This is a genomic window from Kitasatospora sp. NPDC004723 (genome assembly GCF_040609255.1).
Lineage (GTDB): Bacteria > Actinomycetota > Actinomycetes > Streptomycetales > Streptomycetaceae > Kitasatospora.
This window is the reverse complement of the sequence record NZ_JBEXJT010000037.1, coordinates 33,533-54,708: the sequence shown is the minus strand read 5'-3', so window position 1 is coordinate 54,708 and position 21,176 is coordinate 33,533. Positions and strand designations below refer to the sequence as shown.

At 62.5% G+C, this 21,176-nt stretch carries 27 protein-coding genes and 3 tRNA genes; 13 read left to right on the top strand and 17 right to left on the bottom strand.

Features of this window, described 5'->3' with window-relative positions:
• Positions 1–6: 6 nt before the first annotated feature.
• The 17 genes from ABZW10_RS28335 to ABZW10_RS28255 all read right to left on the bottom strand — a co-directional run bounded on the left by ABZW10_RS28335 (position 7) and on the right by ABZW10_RS28255 (position 14,050).
• A complete protein-coding gene (locus ABZW10_RS28335) occupies positions 7–4,785 on the bottom strand; it encodes a hypothetical protein (RefSeq protein WP_355371106.1) in 4,779 nt (1,592 codons plus the stop codon).
• Positions 4,786–4,800: 15 nt separating this feature from the next.
• The gene (locus tag ABZW10_RS28330; protein WP_355371103.1) at positions 4,801–5,157 is read right to left on the bottom strand and encodes a hypothetical protein; all 357 of its coding nucleotides are present in this window, start codon (positions 5,155–5,157) and stop codon (positions 4,801–4,803) included.
• 53 nt (positions 5,158–5,210) lie between these two features.
• Complete coding sequence (locus ABZW10_RS28325) at positions 5,211–5,492, bottom strand: hypothetical protein (RefSeq protein ID WP_355371100.1); 282 nt, start codon at positions 5,490–5,492, stop codon at positions 5,211–5,213.
• A 77-nt stretch (positions 5,493–5,569) separates the two neighbouring features.
• Entirely contained in the window at positions 5,570–6,490 is a 921-nt protein-coding gene (locus ABZW10_RS28320) for a hypothetical protein (RefSeq protein ID WP_355371098.1), read from the bottom strand.
• A gap of 94 nt (positions 6,491–6,584) precedes the next feature.
• Entirely contained in the window at positions 6,585–6,968 is a 384-nt protein-coding gene (locus ABZW10_RS28315; protein WP_355371095.1) for a hypothetical protein, read from the bottom strand.
• Positions 6,965–7,312 (bottom strand): hypothetical protein, encoded by a 348-nt coding sequence (locus ABZW10_RS28310; protein ID WP_355371092.1) that lies wholly within the window; start codon positions 7,310–7,312, stop codon positions 6,965–6,967. Before ABZW10_RS28310 ends, ABZW10_RS28315 begins: the two co-directional genes overlap by 4 nt.
• A complete protein-coding gene (locus tag ABZW10_RS28305; protein WP_355371090.1) occupies positions 7,312–7,593 on the bottom strand; it encodes a hypothetical protein in 282 nt (93 codons plus the stop codon). The genes ABZW10_RS28310 and ABZW10_RS28305 overlap by 1 nt, the downstream gene beginning before the upstream one ends.
• A gap of 20 nt (positions 7,594–7,613) precedes the next feature.
• Positions 7,614–8,009, bottom strand: a complete 396-nt coding sequence (locus ABZW10_RS28300) for a hypothetical protein (protein WP_355371087.1) — start codon at positions 8,007–8,009, stop codon at positions 7,614–7,616.
• Complete coding sequence (locus ABZW10_RS28295; RefSeq protein WP_355371085.1) at positions 8,009–9,097, bottom strand: hypothetical protein; 1,089 nt, start codon at positions 9,095–9,097, stop codon at positions 8,009–8,011. The genes ABZW10_RS28300 and ABZW10_RS28295 overlap by 1 nt, the downstream gene beginning before the upstream one ends.
• A gap of 79 nt (positions 9,098–9,176) precedes the next feature.
• Positions 9,177–9,689, bottom strand: coding sequence for a hypothetical protein (locus tag ABZW10_RS28290; protein ID WP_355371082.1), 513 nt, complete (start codon positions 9,687–9,689; stop codon positions 9,177–9,179).
• Between the two features lie 38 nt (positions 9,690–9,727).
• On the bottom strand, positions 9,728–11,170 hold the full coding sequence (locus ABZW10_RS28285) for a phage portal protein (protein WP_355371079.1): 1,443 nt from the start codon (positions 11,168–11,170) through the stop codon (positions 9,728–9,730).
• Between the two features lie 9 nt (positions 11,171–11,179).
• Positions 11,180–12,502: a hypothetical protein gene (locus ABZW10_RS28280; protein ID WP_355371077.1), complete on the bottom strand. Its 1,323-nt coding sequence runs from the start codon at positions 12,500–12,502 to the stop codon at positions 11,180–11,182.
• Between the two features lie 273 nt (positions 12,503–12,775).
• Complete coding sequence (locus tag ABZW10_RS28275) at positions 12,776–13,201, bottom strand: hypothetical protein (protein WP_355371075.1); 426 nt, start codon at positions 13,199–13,201, stop codon at positions 12,776–12,778.
• A 236-nt stretch (positions 13,202–13,437) separates the two neighbouring features.
• A tRNA-OTHER gene (locus tag ABZW10_RS28270) sits at positions 13,438–13,511 on the bottom strand.
• 57 nt (positions 13,512–13,568) lie between these two features.
• Positions 13,569–13,643 (bottom strand) — tRNA-Trp (locus ABZW10_RS28265).
• A gap of 31 nt (positions 13,644–13,674) precedes the next feature.
• Positions 13,675–13,747, bottom strand: a tRNA-Pro gene (locus ABZW10_RS28260).
• A 30-nt stretch (positions 13,748–13,777) separates the two neighbouring features.
• On the bottom strand, positions 13,778–14,050 hold the full coding sequence (locus ABZW10_RS28255; protein WP_355371227.1) for an HNH endonuclease: 273 nt from the start codon (positions 14,048–14,050) through the stop codon (positions 13,778–13,780).
• A gap of 444 nt (positions 14,051–14,494) precedes the next feature.
• Between ABZW10_RS28255 and ABZW10_RS28250 the strand changes: the two genes are divergently transcribed.
• From ABZW10_RS28250 to ABZW10_RS28190, 13 genes are all read left to right on the top strand, one after another.
• A complete protein-coding gene (locus tag ABZW10_RS28250; protein ID WP_355371072.1) occupies positions 14,495–14,992 on the top strand; it encodes a hypothetical protein in 498 nt (165 codons plus the stop codon).
• Positions 14,993–15,224: 232 nt separating this feature from the next.
• Positions 15,225–15,569: a hypothetical protein gene (locus tag ABZW10_RS28245; protein WP_355371069.1), complete on the top strand. Its 345-nt coding sequence runs from the start codon at positions 15,225–15,227 to the stop codon at positions 15,567–15,569.
• On the top strand, positions 15,566–16,348 hold the full coding sequence (locus tag ABZW10_RS28240; protein WP_355371067.1) for a PD-(D/E)XK nuclease family protein: 783 nt from the start codon (positions 15,566–15,568) through the stop codon (positions 16,346–16,348). The genes ABZW10_RS28245 and ABZW10_RS28240 overlap by 4 nt, the downstream gene beginning before the upstream one ends.
• Positions 16,349–16,466: 118 nt before the next feature.
• Positions 16,467–17,282, top strand: a complete 816-nt coding sequence (locus ABZW10_RS28235; protein WP_355371065.1) for an AAA family ATPase — start codon at positions 16,467–16,469, stop codon at positions 17,280–17,282.
• Between the two features lie 70 nt (positions 17,283–17,352).
• A complete protein-coding gene (locus ABZW10_RS28230) occupies positions 17,353–17,655 on the top strand; it encodes a hypothetical protein (protein ID WP_355371063.1) in 303 nt (100 codons plus the stop codon).
• Entirely contained in the window at positions 17,648–18,073 is a 426-nt protein-coding gene (locus tag ABZW10_RS28225) for an endonuclease VII domain-containing protein (protein ID WP_355371060.1), read from the top strand. Before ABZW10_RS28230 ends, ABZW10_RS28225 begins: the two co-directional genes overlap by 8 nt.
• Before the next feature lie 3 nt (positions 18,074–18,076).
• Positions 18,077–18,217 carry a hypothetical protein gene (locus tag ABZW10_RS28220; RefSeq protein WP_355371230.1) on the top strand — a complete coding sequence of 47 codons (141 nt, stop codon included), beginning with the start codon at positions 18,077–18,079 and terminating at the stop codon, positions 18,215–18,217.
• Positions 18,186–18,575, top strand: a complete 390-nt coding sequence (locus tag ABZW10_RS28215) for a CHC2 zinc finger domain-containing protein (protein ID WP_355371057.1) — start codon at positions 18,186–18,188, stop codon at positions 18,573–18,575. Before ABZW10_RS28220 ends, ABZW10_RS28215 begins: the two co-directional genes overlap by 32 nt.
• Positions 18,576–18,588: 13 nt before the next feature.
• On the top strand, positions 18,589–19,101 hold the full coding sequence (locus ABZW10_RS28210) for a toprim domain-containing protein (protein WP_355371055.1): 513 nt from the start codon (positions 18,589–18,591) through the stop codon (positions 19,099–19,101).
• A 251-nt stretch (positions 19,102–19,352) separates the two neighbouring features.
• Positions 19,353–19,616 carry a DUF3310 domain-containing protein gene (locus ABZW10_RS28205; RefSeq protein WP_355371052.1) on the top strand — a complete coding sequence of 88 codons (264 nt, stop codon included), beginning with the start codon at positions 19,353–19,355 and terminating at the stop codon, positions 19,614–19,616.
• The gene (locus ABZW10_RS28200) at positions 19,613–19,822 is read left to right on the top strand and encodes a hypothetical protein (RefSeq protein WP_355371050.1); all 210 of its coding nucleotides are present in this window, start codon (positions 19,613–19,615) and stop codon (positions 19,820–19,822) included. The genes ABZW10_RS28205 and ABZW10_RS28200 overlap by 4 nt, the downstream gene beginning before the upstream one ends.
• Positions 19,819–20,631, top strand: coding sequence for a metallophosphoesterase family protein (locus tag ABZW10_RS28195; RefSeq protein WP_355371048.1), 813 nt, complete (start codon positions 19,819–19,821; stop codon positions 20,629–20,631). Before ABZW10_RS28200 ends, ABZW10_RS28195 begins: the two co-directional genes overlap by 4 nt.
• Positions 20,624–21,175 carry a hypothetical protein gene (locus tag ABZW10_RS28190; protein ID WP_355371045.1) on the top strand — a complete coding sequence of 184 codons (552 nt, stop codon included), beginning with the start codon at positions 20,624–20,626 and terminating at the stop codon, positions 21,173–21,175. The genes ABZW10_RS28195 and ABZW10_RS28190 overlap by 8 nt, the downstream gene beginning before the upstream one ends.
• The last annotated feature ends 1 nt before the right edge of the window (position 21,176 follow it).

Below are 21,176 nucleotides of genomic sequence, written 5' to 3'. Positions count from 1 at the left end.
AATTGATTACATGGCTGACATAACCTCCGCGTACTGCATGGCCCGCAGAACGGCCTGTGTGGTGTCCTCGCTCTTCGCCTCGTGCACGTGAATCTCGTAGGTCTTGCCCTGGAGCATGCGACGGGTGGAAGCGGCGTCGTGAACGCGCTCCCCTCCACGGAAATTCACGATCTCCGGACCCTGCTCGCCCACCAGGCGAAGGCCCGGGGACGCGGAAAGCGTTCCGGACCAATACCCGGAGGTCCCGGAAAGGGCCTGAGGCCATCCCGCCCCGTATCGGTGCATGGCGTAGTTCAGACCTGCGTAGATCGAGGCGAGGCCGTTCATGCGCCCCAGGCCCAGGTACGGACCGGCGTAGGCCGCAAACGTCGCGGGGATCGTCTGCATGAGGCCGGCCGAAGCGCCGATGTTCGGATTCAGCGCATTCGAGTCCCAGTTGTTCACCGCGTTCGGATCACCGCCGGACTCCACCTTGATTCGGTGAAGAATAAGATCGGTGTACTCCAGTCCGACCCCCAGTTCCCCGAGGACTCGCTGAACAGTTGGACGCCACCGGGTGACCTGGTCGCCGTTCGGGTCCAGCTTTCCGCCGAGGACATCCATGAAGTTAAAGGCTTCCTTGGGGATTCCCCCGTTGGACACCTTCTCGCCGCTACCGAAGTCGAAAAGACCCTCGGTGTTCGGCATTGCCTCCTTGGCCGTGCTCAGCACGTCAAAGAAGACCGAACCAGCATAATCGCCGGGGGCGTCGTAGATATCCTTGATCGCCTTGACCATGTCCACGACCTGATCAGTCTCAGCCGAGGCCATGTCCCAAATTGCATTGTAGGCATCCGTAACACTGCCTACCGGGTCGCTGACGATATCCTTTACACCGCCGACCAGGGCCTTAACGGACTCCCAAAGGCCACCGACAAGGTTCCCTCCGGCTCGCTTCAGGGTCTCGACCGAGAAGGTGTCTGAGAGGAATCGGTTACCTCGCTGGATGATGTTGCCGTTGCCCTTCCAGACGTCATCCCAGAAGTAATCCCCGAGGATCGGAGCCAGGGTGCCACCGGCGATACCGGCGACCTGCCCCAAGACGGTGGGAACTCGCCGCAGGAGCTTCCAGGAGTCATCCGTCACGAAGTTGAACATGTTCCGGAAGCGGTCAGCGACACCCGAACCAATCCACTTCGAGGTGTTGGAGCCGACTCCCAGCATTCCAGCTCGCGCGTCACCGCCGACGTCATCCGAGGACCTGGAGAAGGTCATGACGTTGGCGGCACCCGTGGCGTACGGCCAGACATTCTGAAGGCGGATAGCCTCCGTGATCTCGTTGAACCCGAGACGCCCGGCGATACCGCCGCCAGCGAAGCGGGACAGGTGACCCTTTCGAGCAGCCGCATTCCAGGAGTGAATCAGTGCCGGCCCGAGAGCCGCGGTGACTTCCGGGCGGAGGATCGCCTCACCCGGAGAGAGCATCGCGGGAATGGAGTCCACACCGGGCGCATAGCCCGGGAGAACACCACCGGTCGCATACTTCTTCTTGGTGTCTGGCTTCGACGGGGAACCGCCGGACGTCCCTCCGGGCGCCTTCTTGGAAATATTGTCGATCGACTTGTCGAGGTTATCGGCGTGGCCGTGAGCCGTGCTGAGAGCACCGCCCAGCTTCTCAACCTGCTCCTTGATGTCCTTGAGGGAACGGCCGTTCAACAGGCCAATGCGGCCAGCCAGGGACTCGGCACCGGTGCCCTGACCCACCTTGCCGTAGGCGTTGTCAGCGGCGTTGTAAACGGAATCGAATTCATTCTTCACCGAGCCGAGGGACCGCTGATTCAGGAGCCCAATCCGACCGGCAAGCGACGTTGCGCCGGTTCCCTGGCCGACCTTCTCGTGGACTCGATCAGCAGCCGCGAGGGTCTGGTCGAACTCGCCGCGAAGGCCTGAAAGGGTCCGGGAATTAAGCAGTCCGACCCGGCCGGCTACCGACCCGGAGCCTGTACCCTGGCCGATCTTCTCGTGGAGCTGGTCCGCAGCAGAATGGGCCTGGTTGAACTCGACCTTGAGCCCATTGAGGCTCTTGGCGTCCAGCAGGCTGACGGCCCGGGAAGTGTCATCGACCTTGTTCTTCAGGTCGGTGACCGTGCCGTGTGCTCCGTCGACCTGTACCTTCAGGCCGACTAGCTTCCTGTCATTGAGCTGGCCGACTGCCAGGGACGTGTTCTCGATCTTGTTCTTCAGGTCGGTCACGGCGCCGTGCGCCGAGTCCACGGCCACCTTGAGGGCAATCAACTTCTTGTCGTTGAGCTGGCCGATCTCGCGCTGAGCATCCTTGACGACGGCGACCAGGCGCTCGGCGTCCTGGCGGGTGTTGGTGAACTCGGCCCGCAGGCCGGACAACGAGGCCCGGTTCAGGGGCTCGATCCCCTGCGTCTGGACCTGGCGGACCTCGGCTCGGGCGGACTGCGCGGCACCCTCGACGCTGCGGTTACCACCAGACAGTTCGCCGATGATGGAGCGGAGGTTGGTGGAGTTGACCTGCTGGAGGTCACGGCGGAGCTCCGCCGTCCGAGCATCGGCCTCGCGGATCTGGCGCTCCAACTCGCGGATCTCAGTACGCACCCGGCGCTCGTCGCCGCTGGTGCCTCCGCTCAGCTGGACCCGCCTGTCCCGGTAGCCGGAGAGGAAGCCGTCCCCGTCGCTCCGACTTTGCAGGCCGGCACGGGTCTGCCGGACAACCCGGGTAGCTCCGCGGACTCCACGACCAGCGACCCGCACAGGGGCTGTGGCGACCGAGGCCGCCGTGCCGACCAACTTGCCCGCCTTGCCGAGCAGCTTGAGGGCCGCGCCGGCAGCAATCGCCAAGGGCCCCAGGACGGCAGCGAGCTGGGCCGCCTTGAGCACCATATCCCGAAGAGCTGGATGTTCCTCCAGGAATTCGGCAGCCCTCTTGATCCAGCCTGTGAACTTGCTCAGGGTGTCGATGAATTTTTCGACGGTGAGCTTCAGCGTCGGAAAAAGAGACTTCCCGATGTCCATGGCGTCATTGAGGAGGCCACCCTCAAAATGCGTTCCACTGTCGTCCATGACCTTTTTGCCCATGATCTTCTGACCAAGGCTGGAGTACTCGTAGGCGCCATCCTCGCCCTTGGAGTAGAAGAGCTGACCGAGCTTGAACTGCGCGGCCTCCTGCATGTTCTCTATTCGGCCGCTGATCGTGGCGCCACCCATGCGAGCGGCTGCACCATTGACCTGGAGTTTCGGGTCCTGCCAGTGCGCGAGCAGCTTTTCGATAAGCTGCTCGCCCGTTACGCCGCCAGTGTGCTTAGCATCAGCCATGAAGGCGTAGAGCTGAGCAGATGCCTCATTGGTCGTCGGGATCTCGCGGTCGATCCCGTTTTCCTTGTCCATCTGCTTGAAATTTGCGATCTCCTCCTTAGTCAGGGGGCGATCACGAAAACCGAGGAGCTTGGCGATCTGCTGTCCAGGGATACCGGTTGCGCGCTCAAGCTGCTTCAAGTTCCGCAGCGGCGTGCGGCCCATGTCCTGAATGACCTCAAGGGCGTACATACCCTGGCTGACCATGGTCGGGTCGAGAACACCGCCGTACGCGGCGCTGTCACCAATCATCTTGACCATGTCGACGGATCGCTGAGCGACCTCCCGAGAGCCCTTCGCGTGCTCAACCGGATCGTCGGAAGCGAAATCCTTGTTATGCGCTGCGTTAGCCCTCGCATAACGGGTGCCGTACTTGAGCATGTCGTTGACTGAGTACGGAGTCTGAATACCGTAGGCAGTCATCTGCTCAAGAAGGTCGGTCACGTCCTTCAGCTCAATGCCCATACCCCTGAGGCCGGTCTGAGCGGAAATCATGGCATCGGCCGACTTGATACCGAACGTGGTAGCAGCAGCAGCCGCGATGCCAAGAGGTGCCACCAGGTTATTGGTGACCAAATGCCCACTCTCGGAGAGAGTCGTTCCGAATTTCTCGGTGCCCTCGAAAGTCCTCTTCCAGCCGCTACCGATCCGGGTCATCACCGACGTGTGGGCGGTCTCCATGTCGGAGAGGGTGGTACGGGTCTCGGCGAGTCTCTGGCGGAGCCCGTCCCGCATAGCGGTGGTCTGGGCGATCTCGTCCCGGATCGCCTGCTGCTGGGCCTGCTGACGAACCCGGGCAGTCTCCCGGATTGCCGCCTGCGTCTCCCGCTCCAGACGGAGGCGAGTAGCCTCAATCTCCCGATCGATCCGGGCCTCGTCCTCTAGGGCCTGCTGACGAAGGGCCCGCTCCTGGCGGGCAGTCTGAGCGGCCTCCTCTGCCTGTCGGCGGAGGCTCGCCACCCGCTCCCGCTCCTGCTGCTGAGTCAGCCGGCTGCGGGCTGTGGCCGCCTCGGTCTCCTGCTGCACGGCGGTGCGGAGAGCTGCACGGGTGACGGTCGACGTCTCCTCGGCAAGCTGCTGCTTGCGCTCTTCGAGCTGGCGGGCTTCCTTGAACCGGCGTGTGGCCTCGGCCCCGAACTGGGCCGTCAGCTCTCTCTCGATCCGGGCCAGCGTCTCCGCGCTGTCCTTGCCCTCCGCCTCAACCGCCTGGCCGGCCTTCTTCGCGGCCGTCGCAGCTGCCTTCGGGAGGTCCGCAAAGCCCTTGGTCGTGGCGGCCCCGAAGGCCTTGCCGGCCTCCGTGCCCGTCCTCTCCATCTGCTTGACCAGCTCGGCCCTGAACTTGGCCAGGGACTCATTGCTGAGACTGGTGTGGATCTCGATGTAGCCAGAGCCCACCTTGATGGGGCCGCGAGTAGATGGTGCCAATGCGGCCTCCTACGGTCAGAGCGTGCTCATGTGGGTGAAGAAGTTGGCCACCTCCGCCCCGCTGGCGAAGTCGGGCTCAGGGGCGGCCAGGTCGACAGGGCCGAGGCCAGGCCGGGGGATCGGTTCAGGGAGCGGAAGATCCGAGGACTCTTCCGAGTTGGCGCGGATGAACAGGTAGTTGGAGAGTTCGAGGGCATCGCTCACCCGGGCGAGCAGGTGTTCCGCGGTGCCCCACTGGGCTGTCTCGTCCATGGCCGCCAGGAGCACGGAACGGCCCGGCTTGCACATCAGGGAGGTGATCAGCACATGCACACGACGGATGGAGAGCCGTCCGCGCCAGAGGTCCAGGAGGTCAACGCCGAAGTGCTCCAAGAGATCGGCCTCCAGCTCGTCGGGGAACTCCTGGATGACCCCAACGACCTGGATCAGTTTCCCGAGCCGGCCTGAGCCTGGTTGACCTTGTCCGCGAGGGCCTGGAAGTCGCGGATGGTCGGGCGGGTCGCGCGGTACTCGGTCCAGGCCTCGTCACCGACGATCAGGCGGACGGCCTCCAGCTCGGACTCGGCCTCCAGCAGCTCCAGCGGCATATCCAGCGGAGCCGGGACGGCGAAGTGCACGCCGGCATGCTCGAAGGTGGTGGGGATCTCCAGCGCCTCCGCCTTCGCGGCAGCGGTCTTCGAGGCGGCGGTCTTCTTGGCAACGGCCATGGGGGTTCTCCAGCATCTAAAAGGGAAGAAGGGGGGCCGGGGATTACGAACCCTCCCCGGCAGGGGTCATCGGCCGGTTAGCCGGTTACAACGGTGCAGGTCTTAGAAGAGCCAACCTGGGTCTTGTCAGTCACGGTGTAGCAGTAATCCACGCCAGCGTGAGTGACCTTGAGCTCGGCGGTAGCCTGGCCCTTCGGAATGGTCACGTCGTAATTGCCGTCAGCGGCAAGGGTGGTCTGGAGCTGGAAAGCGGTGCCAGCCCCATTCAGGAGCTTGATGGTCGCCGGGCTGGTGATACCAGTAGCGGTTACACGGGCAGTCCAGGAGGCGTTTGCCGAGTCGTTCGAGGCATAGCCCGGAACGGCGACCGTGGAAGTGAACGGAGGCGGCGGAGTGACACCGCCACCCGCGTTCTTGATGTCGTCGTTAGTCAGGACAAACCCGAGCGAGCCATTGGCATCCAGAGCCGAAATGGTCAGCTCAAACTTCTGGGCCTCGGTCCTCTGGAGAGTGATCGCGCCCCGGTCCGAAATCATGGCTCGCGGAATCACGCAGCGATACAGGACGCCTCGCTGGGACCAGTCGACGACCAGGGAGATTTCCTGAAGGTCAGGAGTCGAGGAAAGGTCCAGGCGGTAGGTTCCCGTCTCCTTGCCGTCCTTGTCCACGACTGCCACCCAGGGGGCGCCCCAGAAAAGCTCAGTGGTGAGCTGATTGGTCTCCATCAGGGTCGCCTTGATCTGCATGCTCGCAGACTTAACGTTGTAAAGGACAGGGGTCGCAGACTGCCAAGCGTTAACCGGGTCGGTCTCGATAGACGGCGTAATCGTGACGCCGCTCTCGTCAGCGTATCCGAGAGCCTTGTAGCCGGTAGGGACGGCCTTACCGTCACCGACGTCTACCGGAAGCTGAGTACCGGCGGGAAGGCCGTTCGGGGCTGGGGCGACAAAAATGCCGCCGTTCGGAGCGAATCGGATCTTCTGGGCGTCATTAGCCATACGCGTAGGCCTCCGGGCATGAAAAAAGCCCCGAGGCCGAAGAAGGCCTCAGGGCTTGGCGAAAAGGGGGGAGATAGGGGAGAAGTCGGAGGGCCTAGGCCTCGACGTAGAAGACGGCGATCTCGCCGCCGTACATGTGCTCTCGGGACACGCTGTCCGGGTAATACCGGGGCCGGGAAATCTCGGCGACGTCGAGCACCAGGGCGCCGTCGGCCTCCTGGCCGGGTAGCTCCTCAAGCAGCAGACGGCGGACCAGGAGGGCCAGGCGCTTCGCCTCGGCCCGCTCCTGGTGATACACGTCGTACTCGACGTCCGCCCGGTCCATGCGGTCCCGGACCAGGCGGTGACCACCTGATTCATTCAGGTAGACGGTCGTCTCGCCGGCCTCGCGGCCCACCAGGTCCCCGGTCACACAGCCCTTCGGCAGGTCGGGCAGCGAACTCAGGTATTCCCAAAGGACGTTGACGGGATCATTCATTCAATCCTCGCCTTCGCCAAGGCCTCCTTGAGGAACAGGCGGGCGGGGTGGCGGCGGCCCTTGCGGTCCCGATAGCCGCGCTCCTGGAGCATGGTGTGTCGGACGTCCTTGTCGAACTCGATGACCACCTGGCCGTACCAACCGTCCTGATACAGCGTGACCATGGCCTCGATGTTGCGCTTCGTGGAGTTCCAGTTGTTCCGGGTGGCCGAGGCTCGGGGACTCTCCTTGATGGCCAGAGCGGCTACGTCGGCGGTGTGCAGCTCGACCACTTCTCGGGCCTGGGGGAGCGCGAGGATTTCGCGCTCCCAATTCCGCTGCATCTTCAGCGTGAACTTGGACATCAGCGCCTCACCCTCACTGCCTTGATCGTGATGTGGCTGAGCCGGCCAGCGGGCCACCGGGCCGGCTCGTCCTCGATCTGGTACGTGACGCCCTGAACGGTGATGCGGTCCGCGGAGTCGACATCAGCAGTCGGCGGGAGGTAGATCACCAGGCGGTCAACCGTGGTCTCCCGCTCGGGAGAACGGACGGTGTAAGGCCTGCCAGGCTGCACCGAGGCCAGCCCCGACCAGACGAGTTCGGCGTGCTCCCAGTCCCGCCGGTTGGTGTACGCGTCCGCCACCAGGGCGGCGCGGTGGATCTCTACGGGTTCGGTGTACCGGATGGAAGCACCTCCTCCGGCAGCGGGTCCCACGTGGTGAGGCGGATTGAGGAGAGGCCTCGCCTGTACCTGCGGAGCCCGGACTTCGCGGCCTCGGAGAGGCCGGACGTAGCGGCGGAGGCCGCGAACTGGGTCTCCAGCTCGCCGGTCCTCTCGGACACCACGCCAGGCGTCACGGACAGCCAGCGGATTACCTCGGCGCAGGCGACGACCTTGAACGAGGCCGGAGGGGCAGTCCTGTCCCAACTGCCGGTGCAGTGCTCGGAAATGAGAGCAGAGACGTCCTCCAGTAGGGCCAGGACACGAGGCTTCTCGTCGTCCGGGACGGGCCGCCCGAGACGGGCGGCCACATCCTCAACGGAGGCGTACACGGTCATTAGGCCGCTGGCTTCTCGGTCACGCTGATCTTCAGGCCCCTGACGAACTTCTCGCCAATTACGGTGCCCCGGACTGCGTAATCCGGGTCCTCCTTGACGGTCGCCAGACCATACATGGTGTCCAGGCCGATCGTGTCCGCCTTCTTGCCGAAGTCGTAATCGATCAGCATTCGGGTAGCGATGCCATTCACATTCTGGATGCTGCCGTTGACGGCACCCATCGGAATGGCCGGGCAGGCCGACACCAGGAACAGGGCAGACCGGTGGAAGAGGTACATCTCCAGGCCGAAGGAGTTGTGGATCACGATATCGAAACCGTAGATCCGGCCAACGGTGGCCCGGCGAAGCGCGTTGGTGTCGCCGGAATAGTCGACCGCCACGAATTCGGGGTCCTTGAGCAGAATCGCCTCGACCTCGGGGCCGGCGATCAGGTATCGCTCAGAGGTCGGAACATTCGCCAGGTTGAGAGACATCCGGGCATCCACCAGCGCGGTACGAATACCGAGGGCGCGCGCGCTCATGTTCGCGGCGGTACCATCCGGGGCCGGAATCGTAACGGCCACGTCGCCGCCAATCGCGCTCTTCTGGCCGGCAGTCAGCGAGGACCGGGTGATATTCGCCTTGATGAAGGCCGCGGTGGTGTCATCGAAGTACTCGGCAAAGCCTCGGGTGAGCTTCGAGAGGACCTGAGAGCCGAACTTTCGCAGATCAAAAGCAACCTGCTCCATGGAAAGGACCGTGGAATTCTGGGCCAGCGTGGTGAGCTGAACCGGAAAGCGCGACTCATTCACGAAGCCGGTCGGAGCCCGGCGGTCAGCAGTCGGAAGAGGCCGATCCGAAGCAGCCGCGAACACGTTCTTATCGCCCGTGATCGGGTTGGTAATTGGGGCCGTGATGCCGGCCGACTGGACCGGAATACCTCGGGCCTCACGGTTGACGTTGATCACGTCGCCGATGCCACCAGTGAAATTCAGCTCGGAGTACCGAGCGGGAATGCCGCCGAGGGTAAGCTGCCGGTCCAGAAGACCCAGCGCAGCCACAGTTACCTGCTTGGGGTCGAGATTGAAGTGATGGGTCGTTGGCGCCATAGGCCACGCCTCCAGGGCATAAAAAAGCCCCGAGGCCAAAAGGCCTCAGGGCTTTAACGAAGAGTGGGGAGAGAGGGGGTTAGATGAACCGCCCGCCCGCAATCAGGTCAGCGAGCTCGGTGGGGTCCATGCTGGAGATGCTGGAGCCGCTTCCTCGGTGATAGCCGGCGCCCTGGAGGTCAGGGAACGCGGGCTCGGTCGAGGGCTTCGGAAAGGACTCGATGAGGCCCTTTACGGCCTCGGCATCCGCCTTGCCGTCGCCGGTGAGGAACCGGTTCAGGTCGAGGTAGTCGGTAGGCACGGTCACGCCCGCGGCAGCCGCCTGAGCGCGAATCTCAGCCGCCGCGAGGGAAGTACCAACCTCGGAGAGAGCCGCCTTACGACCCTCGGCACGGGCGTCAGCCAGGGCCTTCTCCTGGTCAGTCATGGCCGCTGCCTTGAGGTCTTCCAGCTCCTTGGAAGCCGCCTTCCAGCGGTCCTCATTCTTGCGAGAGAGGGCCTTCCACTTCTCGGCCTCCGCGGCCTGGTCGGCCGGCGGGGTCTCCGGGGGAGTGGTCGGCTCGGGAGTGGGAGCGGTCTCAGGCTCAGGCATGGGTGATCTCCATTTCGGATGGGCTTGCCATTTCGGCGTTACTTCTTGACTTCGTGGATCTTGCGGTTTGCGTTGCCAGCATTGCCCTGAGGCGGCTTGCTGGCCGCCTTCTTCGCCTCAAGGGCATTAGGGTCCTGCTGAGGCTGTGGGCCAAGCTTCTGAATCTCCGCAGCCGCCTTGGCGTCGGCCTTCCGCATTTCGCGGAAGGATTCGATCTGGGCGGAGGAGTATCCGGCGTCGGACCAGAGCTGTTCCTCTGGGACGTTGAGCTGCTTAAGCTTCAGCAGGGCGTCAATGTGCTGAGCCTCAGTGCGGTATTCCGGGTCCTTCCAAACCGTTTCCAGGCTGAAGGCATCCCGGCGCTTGTCGCCCTTGATGGCAAAGCACAGGCGGATTACCCGCTCCCATGCCTCACCGAAGTGCAGCATGCGTTCCCGCACCTTTGCCACTAGCCCAGCCTCGGCCGAGATGATCGACTCACCGGAAGGGGTGGAGCCCCCGTTCACCAGGAAATAGTGATGAGGAAGCCGGGACACAGAACTGAGGTGCTGGACCAGCATGGAAACCAGCGTGACGTAATTCCCCAGATCAGCAGCCGGGAAGGAACCGAACTTGGCCTGCGGGTCCTCTGCCTGGAGGATCTTGTCCACCGCGACCTTGAAGGGCTCGATCGGATTGCCGTTGGCATCCTCTTGAATCTCAAGACCTGTGACATGCCTCTGGGGGAATGCCGCCATCTCAGACGCGGTCAAGGCATCCATGATCGTTTTATTAATCGCGTCCTGAATCGGAACGCAGTTGGCAAGGTCGGAGAACGGGTCACCGAGGATTCGCGACCGGTTGGTAAAGGCAACAACGGGGACCGCCTGAAGGGGATTCCGGGCCTTCTTGCCCTTCTCCCAGTCGGTCTCTCCGAACGGCACCTCGTAGACGTATTCCTCGGTCCAGAGGGTTGCTCCGAGACGACCCCACGAGTCCGTATTGAACTCGGCCGCGGCCTCGATCTCGACCAGAGAGCCGGCCTTGTACTGCACGGCCATCCGCTCTGCCGAGGCTGGCGTGATGATCGGCTCTCCGGCCTTGTTCGGCCATACCTTCGCGTAGGAGACGCCCTGAATCATCGCGTCCAGGTGGACCGCAGTGGACATGGCATCCATGCTGGACCGCTGCCAAAACTCCCGGGCATCCTTGTCCGTTCCGGAGTCACCCGGAAGGGAGAAAGCATCGACGTGCATACGCTCTGCAGCAGAGTCGATGATCATGCCGCAGAAATTATCTCGCCACTCGGAAAAGACCTCGCGGAATGCATCCTTGTATCGCATCTGCGAAAAAGCAAGCTTCTGCTGATTTCCTTCGTAGTACTCGGCGAATCTCAGCATCGGCGAGCCAGGGCCGGGAAGCTTGGAGTGGAGATAGGCGAGCCACTGAACCGGGCTATCCGGAGGGCCGATGGCGCTGTAGCCAGTTGGGGGGACGATCATGCAGCCTCGCTAAAAGCCGACGACGCGCCTCCGCCGCAACTTGAGGCGGCCATCAGCAATAGCGTCGGCTCTGGCTTCAAAGGCGATGACGGCGCACACGGCCAGGTCGATCTTACGTTTGGAACGGGGAGAGTCCTTGGTAATGAGAATCCCCTGAGGAACTTCTCGGGTCACCGCGTTAAGGACATGACGGGTCAGGTCTTCATTGCCGTCATGGGAAAGGTCGTGGACCGTTACAGCGGTCCGGAACCGCTCGATTGCCTGAGTCATCCTCGTGGGCTTGTTGGTCCAGTACTCGAAAACGTAATCCTGGCCCCGGTCATTGTGTTCCAGGGCCCACCGGCCGATGGCCTCTTGCCAATACGGCGGGTCACAATACATCCACTCAACGCGGTAGGTGGAGAAAGCTTTCTGCACGGCCGCTTCAACGGCGAGAACATCAACTTCCCAGTCCGGCTGATTCGGATCGCGGGGGTTCTCCTGGAGGTGGAGAACAAAGAGCTTCGCATCCCGGAGGCGGACGCCGACAATCCCTGTCGCGTCACCGCGGATACTTCCGTCGAATCCCAAGGCGATCTGATCGCCCGGCATGATCGGGTCGCCGTCATCCTCGCAGGATTCCCACTCAGACTTACTCATCCAGCCATCGCTACTCTCAGCGATGGCATTGAAGAAAAAGCGGAGGTAGGTGGAATCCGGGGTAGTCCGGTCGAAGAGGATGGTGCGGGTCAGGCCGGGAATGTCGGCCCAGGATGCGTCTCCGTATGCCTCGACCAGGGCGGCCTTGACCTTCTCCTCGTCGCGCAGCTCGCCGGCCTCGATGTCGCCCTCAAGACAGTCGTAGAGCCAGAAGCCCTGACGAACCATGTCGCTCTCGTGAATCTGCTGAGCAACACTGTCTTCATTCGGATTATACGCATTGGTCGTGGAGACCCACCGAGAGCCCGCGGACGTGGTCTTCTCGATATTTCGCTTAAGGGTCTGGAAGAAGTCAGGGCCCCCATTCGACCCCACCCAGTGATGGCATTCGTCCATCAAGCAAAACGTGGGCCGGTTTCCCTCGCTGGTGCGGCCGGCGGTCGCCTTCGGACGGATCGTTCCCGGCTTCCCAGACTTGAACTGGATGACTGCCTTGCCGATGTCCAGGCCGAATTCCTTCTCGGCCGGAGACTCCGACAGCATTCCACGGATCATCTCCATGGTCTGGTCGGTCTGGTCCAGCGCGGTAGCGCCGATCTGTACCGTAGGCAGAGGTACCCGCTTGGCTACCGGAAGCCCGAAGGCATCCCAGTGCGAGAATCGACACGGGCCGATGAATTCAACGATCGCCAAGGCTGCCAGAAGTGGGGTCTTGCCTTAAGCCCCAGCCCTTTGCGCGCCGCAGCGTGCCGGCTGAGTAGACCCACCTCCCATCCGGATTGATCCGGTAAAAGTGGAGAACAAACCTCAGCTGCTCGGGGGTGAATTCCCAAGGCTCACCGGCGCGTTCACCATCCGGCTGGACGATGTACTTCTGACACCAGCGGATAACCTGGTAGCCGAGCGTTTCGTTTGGAGCTGGAACCCCTGCGGGCAGATTCCCTGTCTGCAAGGGCTCACCTCTCTTTACGAATTCAGTAGTCGGAACAGCTCCTCATCGAGGTCTGTGGGGGTCATCTCGGCCGGCGCCTGGTCGGCGTCCTGGTCCTGGTCCTCGTCCTTGATGGACATGCGGAGGCGGTTCCTGTCCTCGGTGGTCGCGCCCCACTTCGCGGTGCGCTGCCGGATCTCACCGGCGTGCCGAAGGTCGCCCTGATACAGGGCATCCACGAGTCGAGTTGTGATCTCCAACTCGGCCCAGTCGGTCTCAGCCCACTGCGAGGACTGCGGCGATGTGGCCCAGATCTTCCAAAACCGCTTGGCACCGCTGGTGGAGATCCCGAGGCCTCGGGGAAGTTCCCGGCCGGGCTGGGCAGCGGTGCTCAGCTCTTGGGCGTGCTCGTGCTTGTTGCGCCTGACGGCGTTCGGCTTGGGCTGCGGTCCTCGGGTCACTGGAGCCTCACCCGGCTCACGTCGACCTCGTACAGGTCGGCCAGGTCCTCCAGCTCGTCACGGGCGTCCTGGTGCCAGTCACGCCGGCGGACCGCTCGCGAGTTCCAAGCTGGGGCCGGCCGACTGGCCGTGCAGTCGTCACAGCCCCCGGTGCAGCGGGTAGACGACATGGCAGGCCTCCGAGAATGAGTGAGGCCCGCTCCCCTATATAGGGGACGGGCCGGAAACGTGGTTGGTGGTGTGCTGGACCGGATTCGAACCGGCGTCGCCTCTTTCTGGGAGGAGTCTTGGGCCGCTGGACTACCAGCACCGCCTGCCTGCCCCCCTGGTACCGGGAGAGCTTCAAGGCCTGCGGGAGCTACCCGCATGGCAGGCGTGAGAGGGCTCGAACCTCCGCTTACGGTTTTGGAGACCGCTGCTCTACCAACTGAGCTACACCCCTGAATCCCGTGTTATGCGGCACGGGCACCTCGTCTGATCGGCAGGACTCGAACCTGCGGCATCCCGGCCCCAAACCGGGCGCGCTACCAACTGCGCTACGACCAGAAGGCCAGCCGACTTTCCGGCCGGTGAGGATCAGGCTCGATCCTCGCGATACGTCTTCGTCTTGTGGCAGGGGCGACACAGAGTCCACAGGTTGGATGGCTCCCAGGAGCCGCCTCGGGCGACTGGGACGAGGTGATCGACCTCCAGGCGCTCGCGGGCCCCGCATCGCTGGCAGCGGAACTTGTCCCGGGCCAGGACCCGGGCTCGCCGGGAGCCCCAGTCACTCGGACGGGTCGCGTTGCGGGCCGAGGGCCGGTCCCAGGACCGGCGGACCTGGTGGTCCGCACAGCGCCCATCCCGCACGGTCGGAGAGGTGCAGCCGTCTCGCAGGCAGATGCTCTTGGCTCTGGGCACGGGTACCTCTCCGGTGGTCGTGGGAGGGCCCCGGCTGGATGCTGGACTGGCAGCCGGGGCCCGTCCTCCGCTGCCCTTGGAGTCAGCCTGATTGGGCACTCAACAAGGGGGGAGGAGCTTCGTAGGGAGATTTAAGGAGATGGTTCCAGTTTGAACACTGAATGAATTAGCGATCTTGCTCGATCGCTCGTTCTACTCACTCTCTCACTATTGATGTATGTGTCCACGGCCAAGGGGGTGGGACATGTTTCGTCAATATGAGACGCGGGTCACACAGAGTCGTTCGAACGACAGTTCGAACGGTTGAGCGGTGCTTGCTTCTGGGGAAGTTTCACCGTAAACTCCCGCGTAACTTGATCATTTACAGAGATGACTTACAGAACCGAGGGTCGGATGCCCGAATACAAGCTTCCTAGCGACAGCGAACTGTCGGAGCGCTTCATCAAGGGAAAGACCGACAGTGAGATTGCGGCGGAGTTCGGGACGACGCGGCAGGCGGTCAGCTACCAGAGGAATAAGCTTGGCTTCCAGGTCCGTCCGTTTGTCACGCGCGCCAATGACATCATCAGCCGGGTGTGGAAGGTCCAGGTCCTGCCGGATAGTCAACCTGGGAGTCACCATCAAACTAGTCTCTCGCAATCACTGAGGGTGTGGCTGAGGTTGCAGCTCGGTGATCCCTCGCTCAGCGCCAGGCAGCGGCAGGCGGCAATCAACTTTGAGACACGACTGCGAGAGCAGCATGTCGTGCTGGTGTATGACCCCGACGGTGGATTTGATCTTGTCCCGAGGGAGCCCACAGACGGCGATTCGGTGATCAGATGGCCTGATCAGCGCCCACGCGACCCCGAAGCTGTGAAGTACCTGAGTCTTCCGGGCGCACCAACCGTCTAACTCCATATCTACGCCCCTGAACCTCACAGGCTCCGCACAGACGCGGGGCCTGTTTTGTGTTTCTGACGAATTGTTAAAGAGCTTCGGATCACGATTATGCATCGAAAGAGCCAAGTGAAGGTATAGGTGAGTTAGGTCACCGGAAATGCGGGGGAGGGTATCCAAGCGAGTGCGGTAGGTTATGCCCAGACCTCGCAAGAACCCCTGTGAGGCCGGATCGCGGAGGCTGTAAATGCTCGCAGTGCTTAGCCGCACCTCGCCCAGCCGGGAAGAGGTGGCTGCACAGATTGCGGACAGCGTGACTGTCTCATCGGACCTGATCCAGACAGAGAATCTGGTGATCGCACACCACATCGCGACAGGGGTGGGCGAGTACTGGGATATCGTGTACGCCACACGCATCACAGATGCCGAGATCGATGAGCTCGTGAGTCTGGCAGACCGGATATTCCAGCGCTTCGGCGCCCACTTTGAACGGATGGTGGTCGCGTGGGAAGAGATCCCGCAGCCACATCCCTGGTTCCCAGACTGCGACTCCTACACCTATGCCCGAATCTGCCCGAGGATGGCTATATGACCAATATTGAGACGATGCCCCGGAGCGTCAGCCAGACTGAGCAGTATGAAAAGTGTGGCTGGCGTTTTTTCTTGCAGCGGGTCCTGCGCGTGATCCCGCTGCCGGCTGCCTGGTCCATGCATGGCACGGCCTTCCACAGTGCAGCCGAGGCCGTTGAGAGGTCTCAGCGCCGGATGTCCGCCGAGGAAGCCGTGCAGCTCTTCTCTGACGAGTACAGCACGTTGGTGAACCGGGCCCTGGACCAGGAGCCCAACACTGATCGCTGGCTCTCGGCTTCCGGCTCTGGCGGCGACGACATCGAGAGGCGGTACGTCCTCGGTCAGGAGCAGACGGCTCAGTACGTGAAGTGGGCCCAGGAGCACCAGCCGGCCATCTGGAGGACGCCCGAGGAGAAGCAGGCGCTTGAGATGTACTTCAAGGCCGAGCTGGGCGGCGTCGTCGTGCGCGGCTACATTGACCAGCTCATCGCCGAGGCCGACGCCTCGGTGAGGGTTCGAGATCTCAAGACCGGGAGCACCAAGAGCAAGTTTCAGTTGGAGACCTACGCGGTCGCGATCCGCGAGGCGTACGGCGTCGAGGTGAACGAAGGGGACTGGTACCTCGCACAGAAGGGCGGGCTGTCCAAGCCCGTAGACCTCAGGAAGGTCACCGCGGATCAGGTGGGCGAGCGATACGCAGCCATGGACGCAGGCGTTAAGGCCGGGCGCTTCGAGGCTCAGCCAGGATTCCTCTGCCGCTTCTGTGATGTAAAGCACAAGTGCTCTTTTTTTCGCCCTTAAATTTGCTACTGGGGAAGCATGTGAAGTAAAGTAAGAGCATGAGGGGAGCCCGCTGATGCGGGCCTATTTTTCGACCCCATATTTGCTACTGGGGAAGCGCTGAAAGGAAAGGGAATCCATGTACTCGCTGATGCAGTCTGTAGACATCAGAGGAGCGGCCGGCGAGCCGATCCCGCACCCATTTAGCGGGCTCAGTCGGCTTGAGGTCGAGTTTCTTCGAGGAACCTTCAGCATGGTGGCCGCCGGCCCCGGAACGGGAAAGTCCCTGTTTGCTTTGAACCTAGCGCTTCACGGCAACAAGCCTGCGCTGTACTTCAGCGCGGACTCCGGTGCGGCAACGCAGCTCAGCAGGGCGACAGCCATCATCACAGGAGCCGACGTAAAGCAGGTCAAACGGCGCCTTCTGGAAGACGAATTCGGCGAGTACGCCGAAGTTCTCGGGAAGCGTTGGTGGGTGCGATTTGTGTACGAGGCCCGCCCCACGCTGGCGGACCTTGAGACGACCATCGCAGCGTATTTCGAGGTCTTCGGTTGCTACCCCCATTTGATCGTGATCGACAACATCACGAATGTGGACGTTGGGGGCATCGGAGACGCCGAGTCGTTCACTTTCAGCCTGGAGGGGCTGTGTGAATACCTCGCCGAGATGGCCCGGGAAACCATGGCTCACGTCCTCGCTCTTCACCATGTGACCGGCGAGCACTCGGACGGCACGAGCCCGATTCCGCTCTCCGGCGTGAAGGGGAAGATCGGCCGGGTGCCATCGCTGATCCTCACCATTCACAAGGAGCTCGATGGAATGGATGGCCGAGTACTCCACGTGAGCCCGGTGAAGAATCGTGAGGGAATCGCCGACGCCTCCGGCCAGACCTTCTCTTCGTACGACTTCAACGAATCGAACATGCGCCTCGTCGACATCGTCGACACCTTCTAAGACCCGCGAGAGAGAGATAAACGCAATGGCTCACTCCTGCACCGGCGGCTACAGCATCAGGAAGGAAATCGTGGACCTCCTCCTGCTGGAGACTCCCACGATCACGGCCGATGAGATCGAGGAGGCCGGCGGCGGAGTCGTGGCCGTGGTCGTCCAGGTCCAGGACCCCCGCCGGCTGAACCTCAGGTCGATGATGCGGGAACTGGCCCAGTCGTCAGGCAAGGGCATCAACGTGGCGGCGGTCGGCCTGGACGGCGACGGAGACACGGACTGGCGGGTCGTTTCGCTCGACTACCTCAGGGGCCTGGTGGACGGCGCGGCAGACATGCGGCGCATGCTCCGCCTGGAATCGTCTCTCCGGACGCGTGGCTGAGCCCCGCAAGGGCTACCGAGAGTGCTCGAAGTGCTCGAAGAACCGGGCTACGAAGTTCTTCGTCGGCCCGAGAGGCCGGGTCTGCGAGAAGTGCCGCAAGGCCACTAGTCGCGCCTCCTCTCGGGCCGCTCGGCTTCAAGCAACCTACGGGCTCTCGGCTCAGGACTATCAAGCCCTCTTCGAAGCCCAAGGCGGCCGGTGTGCAATCTGCCGGGAAACCCGCCGAACGAATCTGGCCGTGGACCACTGTCATAGGACAGAGGCTATCCGCGGCCTCCTTTGTCAGCGCTGCAATGGCCAACTCTTGGCCCGAGGAGCGCGAGACCGCCCGGAGGTACTTCGGAGGGCGGCTGAATACCTCGAAGATTATCCGGCCTGGCGGGTGCTCGGACCCCGGTACACATTCGATAAGGACTGACCCATGCCCAAAGGCATTCAGTTTGACTTCCGGAAGTGGCGCGGAGAGCGCGAAGCCCAAAACGGCGCATTCCGGCGGTACGACTTCCCGGTGACGATTCGAAGGGTCGGGGATGAGCGCCAGCCCGAAGCCGCCGATAAGTGAAGTCCTGCGGCACTACTACGGGGTAGTTCTCCGCGACCGTGGAGGGTGGCAGAAAATCCTCTGCCCCCTCCACCCCGAGGAGAATCCCAGCGCGAGCGCGAACACGGAGAAACAGCGATGGAGTTGCTTCGTATGTGACGTCTCGGAAGACATTTACGACGTGATAATGCGAGAGGAAGGCATTGGGTTCAGAAAAGCTCAGGAATGGGCATATAGCCGGTTCGGTGGAGGCTGCGAGGGACTACCGCAGCCAGTACCCCGGCAGCCCGGCCGAGAAGTACATGGACGCCCGCGGGCTGGGGGAAGTAGCGAGCCGGTTCGGAATCGGATACGTCGGTTCGGCGAGAACGGGACATGAACGTTCTCGGGGCATGCTGGTGATCCCGTACGCCCGACCGGCAGGCGGAGAACACGGCGTCGCGACGCTCCGCTTCCGGTGCATTGCCGACGAGTGCGTGAAGGACGAGGCCGGCGAGTACCTGGCCCCGGACCGCAAGGAGAATCACCAGGGCCACGGCAAGTACCAGAGCCTCCCCGGGGACCATCCTCGCCTCTACAACACCTCCGCCCTGATCGTCCCCAGCCCCTACATCGCGCTGAGCGAGGGGGAGTTCGATGCACAAGCCTCCGAGCTGGCCGGTGTCCCGTGCATCGCGGCTCAGGGCACCTCCGCTTGGCGCGCCCACTTCAATCCGGCCCTCGCTGGCTACGAGGTCGTTTTCATCGTCGCGGATAACGATGAGCCGGGGATCGTGGCAGCCGACAAGCGCGCCGCCGAACTGCCGAACGGCAAGGTCATCATCCTCGGCGACCAAGGGTCCGACATCAATTCATTCATCCACAGTCAAGGGACTGAGGCATACCGAAAGGCGCTGGGTCTGTGACACCGCTCCGAGCTGATGAATTGAGGGGAAAGGAAACTGCTGTGGGAAGTCCGGGCCGAGGAAAGCCGCTCGATCAGCGCGTTAGGGAGCGAATCAAATTCTATGGAGGGGCTGCAACATCGCGTCAGCTGTTGCCGTGGGTAAATGCGAGGGTGGAGGACGTTAGAGCGCTACCCGGAATCTACGTCACCGAGGAACCCGTACCTATCGGCCGACCTCGGACTGTCTACCGTATAGCAGAAGGAGCCCAAATGGGAGAAGGCTCCGATTCGGGCGACACGGCTAATGTCCCCCAGGTTGAAAATGTGGACGCGGTTAATCATCCTAGCCACTACACCTGGCTCCCTAATGGGATGGAGGTCATAGAGATCACCCGCCATTTCAGCTTCGTCCGAGGAAACGCGCTCAAGTACCTGCTGAGGGCCGACTTCAAGAGCAACACGCTCGAAGACCTGGAGAAGGCCCGATGGTATATCGACTACGAGATTCGGCAACTGGAGGGGCAGGGGGGGTGAGGCGTATTCAGTTCGGTGACATCGACTTTGCCGGAAGCCACTACTTCGAGGTCCAGACATTCGGTGGCCGGTTCGTCGGAATCGACCTCGTCTATGACTCGCCAGTCGGCGCTAAGCGGGTTGCGGTCAACATCTCGGCACGAGAGGCTCGCTGCATTCGGCGGGCGCTTAAGAAGGCCATCCACCAGATAGAGGAGAAGGCTTGAAGCGAATCGTCATCATCAGTGATACCCAGATCCCGTTCGAGGACAAGCGGGCACTGAAGAACGTCATCAACTTCATCGGCGAGTACCAGCCGGACGAAGTGATTCAGATCGGCGATCTCGTGGACTACCCCGCCCCGTCGCGGTGGTCGGCCGGCACCAGGGCCGAGTACGAAGGCAACGTTATTCGGGACAGTGAGTACGCGAAGCGCGTATTCCTCGCCCCGCTCCGTGAGGCCTACCAGGGGCCCATCAAGGTCCTGGAAGGTAATCACGACGAACGCCCGCGGAAGTACCTCGCCAGTCGAGCGCCGGCCCTCGCGGCGGATGACACCTTCTATCGCTTCGAGAGCCTGTTGGACTTTCAGGCCTACGAGGTCGAGAAGGCAGAGCCCTACTACGGATTCGCGCCTGGATGGGTCGCCATCCACGGGCACGAGTCCCCGGGGCTCAGCCAGGTCCCGGGTGCGACGGCTCGGCAGAAGGCGATCAAGGCCGGCGTCTCGGTGGTCATGGGCCATACTCACCGGCTTGCCATCTCGCCTCACACCACCGGCCACAACGGCAAGCTCAAGACGATCTACGGATTCGAAGTCGGACACCTGATGGATGTACGGCAGGCCGGCTATCTGAAGAACGGTCCGGCTAACTGGCAAAAGGGCTTCGGCCTTTTCTACGTCGGGAAGTACAGCGCAACCCCTCACGCCATCCCGGTAGCTGATGACGGCTCGTTTGTGGTCGAGGGGAAGCGGTTCGGAGAGATCAAGCGAGTTGGCGGGAAGTTCGCCAAGGGGGAGAGCAAGAGTGGCTGAGCTGGACTGGGATCGCCTGAACGGGATCGCTCACAAGGTGGCCCGAGAGATGGCGCTGAAGTGGCCCATCGTAGAGGCTGACGACGTACGCCAGGAAATCATGGTGCACATCGTGGAGCAGGCCGAGCACGTAGCGAAGCGGGCGGACGACGAGGAATTCATTCGTCAGCTCTCCTGGCGAGTCGCCAAGTCGTATGCCAGTCGAGAGCAGAATCAGCGCGACTTGCTCGATGACCAGTATTACTACACCCCTGAGGAAGCGCGGACTGCTCTTCGGTCCTTCTTGCACACCGACGAGGAGATTTCCTCTCTGATCGGCAAGAAGGACGACCTCACCCGTTGCCAGATTTCCGACAACATCTTTTCCGCGCGTATGGACGCGGCGGCCGGCCTCCGCAAGATGACCGACCGGTATCGGGAAGTCCTGACGCGGATCTACATCCAGGGTCTCCCGCCTCGGGACGATGCCGAGCGGCGAACGTCGTATCGAGCTGTCGATGCGCTCGCAGTGGCAATGAATAGCCATATCCGTAGCAAGAAGTAAT

What these genes read in the sequence shown, in the direction of transcription:
- ABZW10_RS28325 (WP_355371100.1), bottom strand. Translation starts at nt 5,492, where the DNA reads ATGGCCGTTGCCAAGAAGACCGCCGCCTCGAAGACCGCTGCCGCGAAG.
- ABZW10_RS28320 (WP_355371098.1), bottom strand. Translation starts at nt 6,490, where the DNA reads ATGGCTAATGACGCCCAGAAGATCCGATTCGCTCCGAACGGCGGCATT.
- ABZW10_RS28315 (WP_355371095.1), bottom strand. Translation starts at nt 6,968, where the DNA reads ATGAATGATCCCGTCAACGTCCTTTGGGAATACCTGAGTTCGCTGCCC.
- ABZW10_RS28310 (WP_355371092.1), bottom strand. Translation starts at nt 7,312, where the DNA reads ATGTCCAAGTTCACGCTGAAGATGCAGCGGAATTGGGAGCGCGAAATC.
- ABZW10_RS28300 (WP_355371087.1), bottom strand. Translation starts at nt 8,009, where the DNA reads ATGACCGTGTACGCCTCCGTTGAGGATGTGGCCGCCCGTCTCGGGCGG.
- ABZW10_RS28295 (WP_355371085.1), bottom strand. Translation starts at nt 9,097, where the DNA reads ATGGCGCCAACGACCCATCACTTCAATCTCGACCCCAAGCAGGTAACT.
- ABZW10_RS28290 (WP_355371082.1), bottom strand. Translation starts at nt 9,689, where the DNA reads ATGCCTGAGCCTGAGACCGCTCCCACTCCCGAGCCGACCACTCCCCCG.
- ABZW10_RS28285 (WP_355371079.1), bottom strand. Translation starts at nt 11,170, where the DNA reads ATGATCGTCCCCCCAACTGGCTACAGCGCCATCGGCCCTCCGGATAGC.
- ABZW10_RS28250 (WP_355371072.1), top strand. Translation starts at nt 14,495, where the DNA reads ATGCCCGAATACAAGCTTCCTAGCGACAGCGAACTGTCGGAGCGCTTC.
- ABZW10_RS28245 (WP_355371069.1), top strand. Translation starts at nt 15,225, where the DNA reads ATGCTCGCAGTGCTTAGCCGCACCTCGCCCAGCCGGGAAGAGGTGGCT.
- ABZW10_RS28240 (WP_355371067.1), top strand. Translation starts at nt 15,566, where the DNA reads ATGACCAATATTGAGACGATGCCCCGGAGCGTCAGCCAGACTGAGCAG.
- ABZW10_RS28235 (WP_355371065.1), top strand. Translation starts at nt 16,467, where the DNA reads ATGTACTCGCTGATGCAGTCTGTAGACATCAGAGGAGCGGCCGGCGAG.
- ABZW10_RS28220 (WP_355371230.1), top strand. Translation starts at nt 18,077, where the DNA reads ATGCCCAAAGGCATTCAGTTTGACTTCCGGAAGTGGCGCGGAGAGCGC.
- ABZW10_RS28215 (WP_355371057.1), top strand. Translation starts at nt 18,186, where the DNA reads ATGAGCGCCAGCCCGAAGCCGCCGATAAGTGAAGTCCTGCGGCACTAC.
- ABZW10_RS28210 (WP_355371055.1), top strand. Translation starts at nt 18,589, where the DNA reads ATGCTGGTGATCCCGTACGCCCGACCGGCAGGCGGAGAACACGGCGTC.
- ABZW10_RS28205 (WP_355371052.1), top strand. Translation starts at nt 19,353, where the DNA reads ATGGGAGAAGGCTCCGATTCGGGCGACACGGCTAATGTCCCCCAGGTT.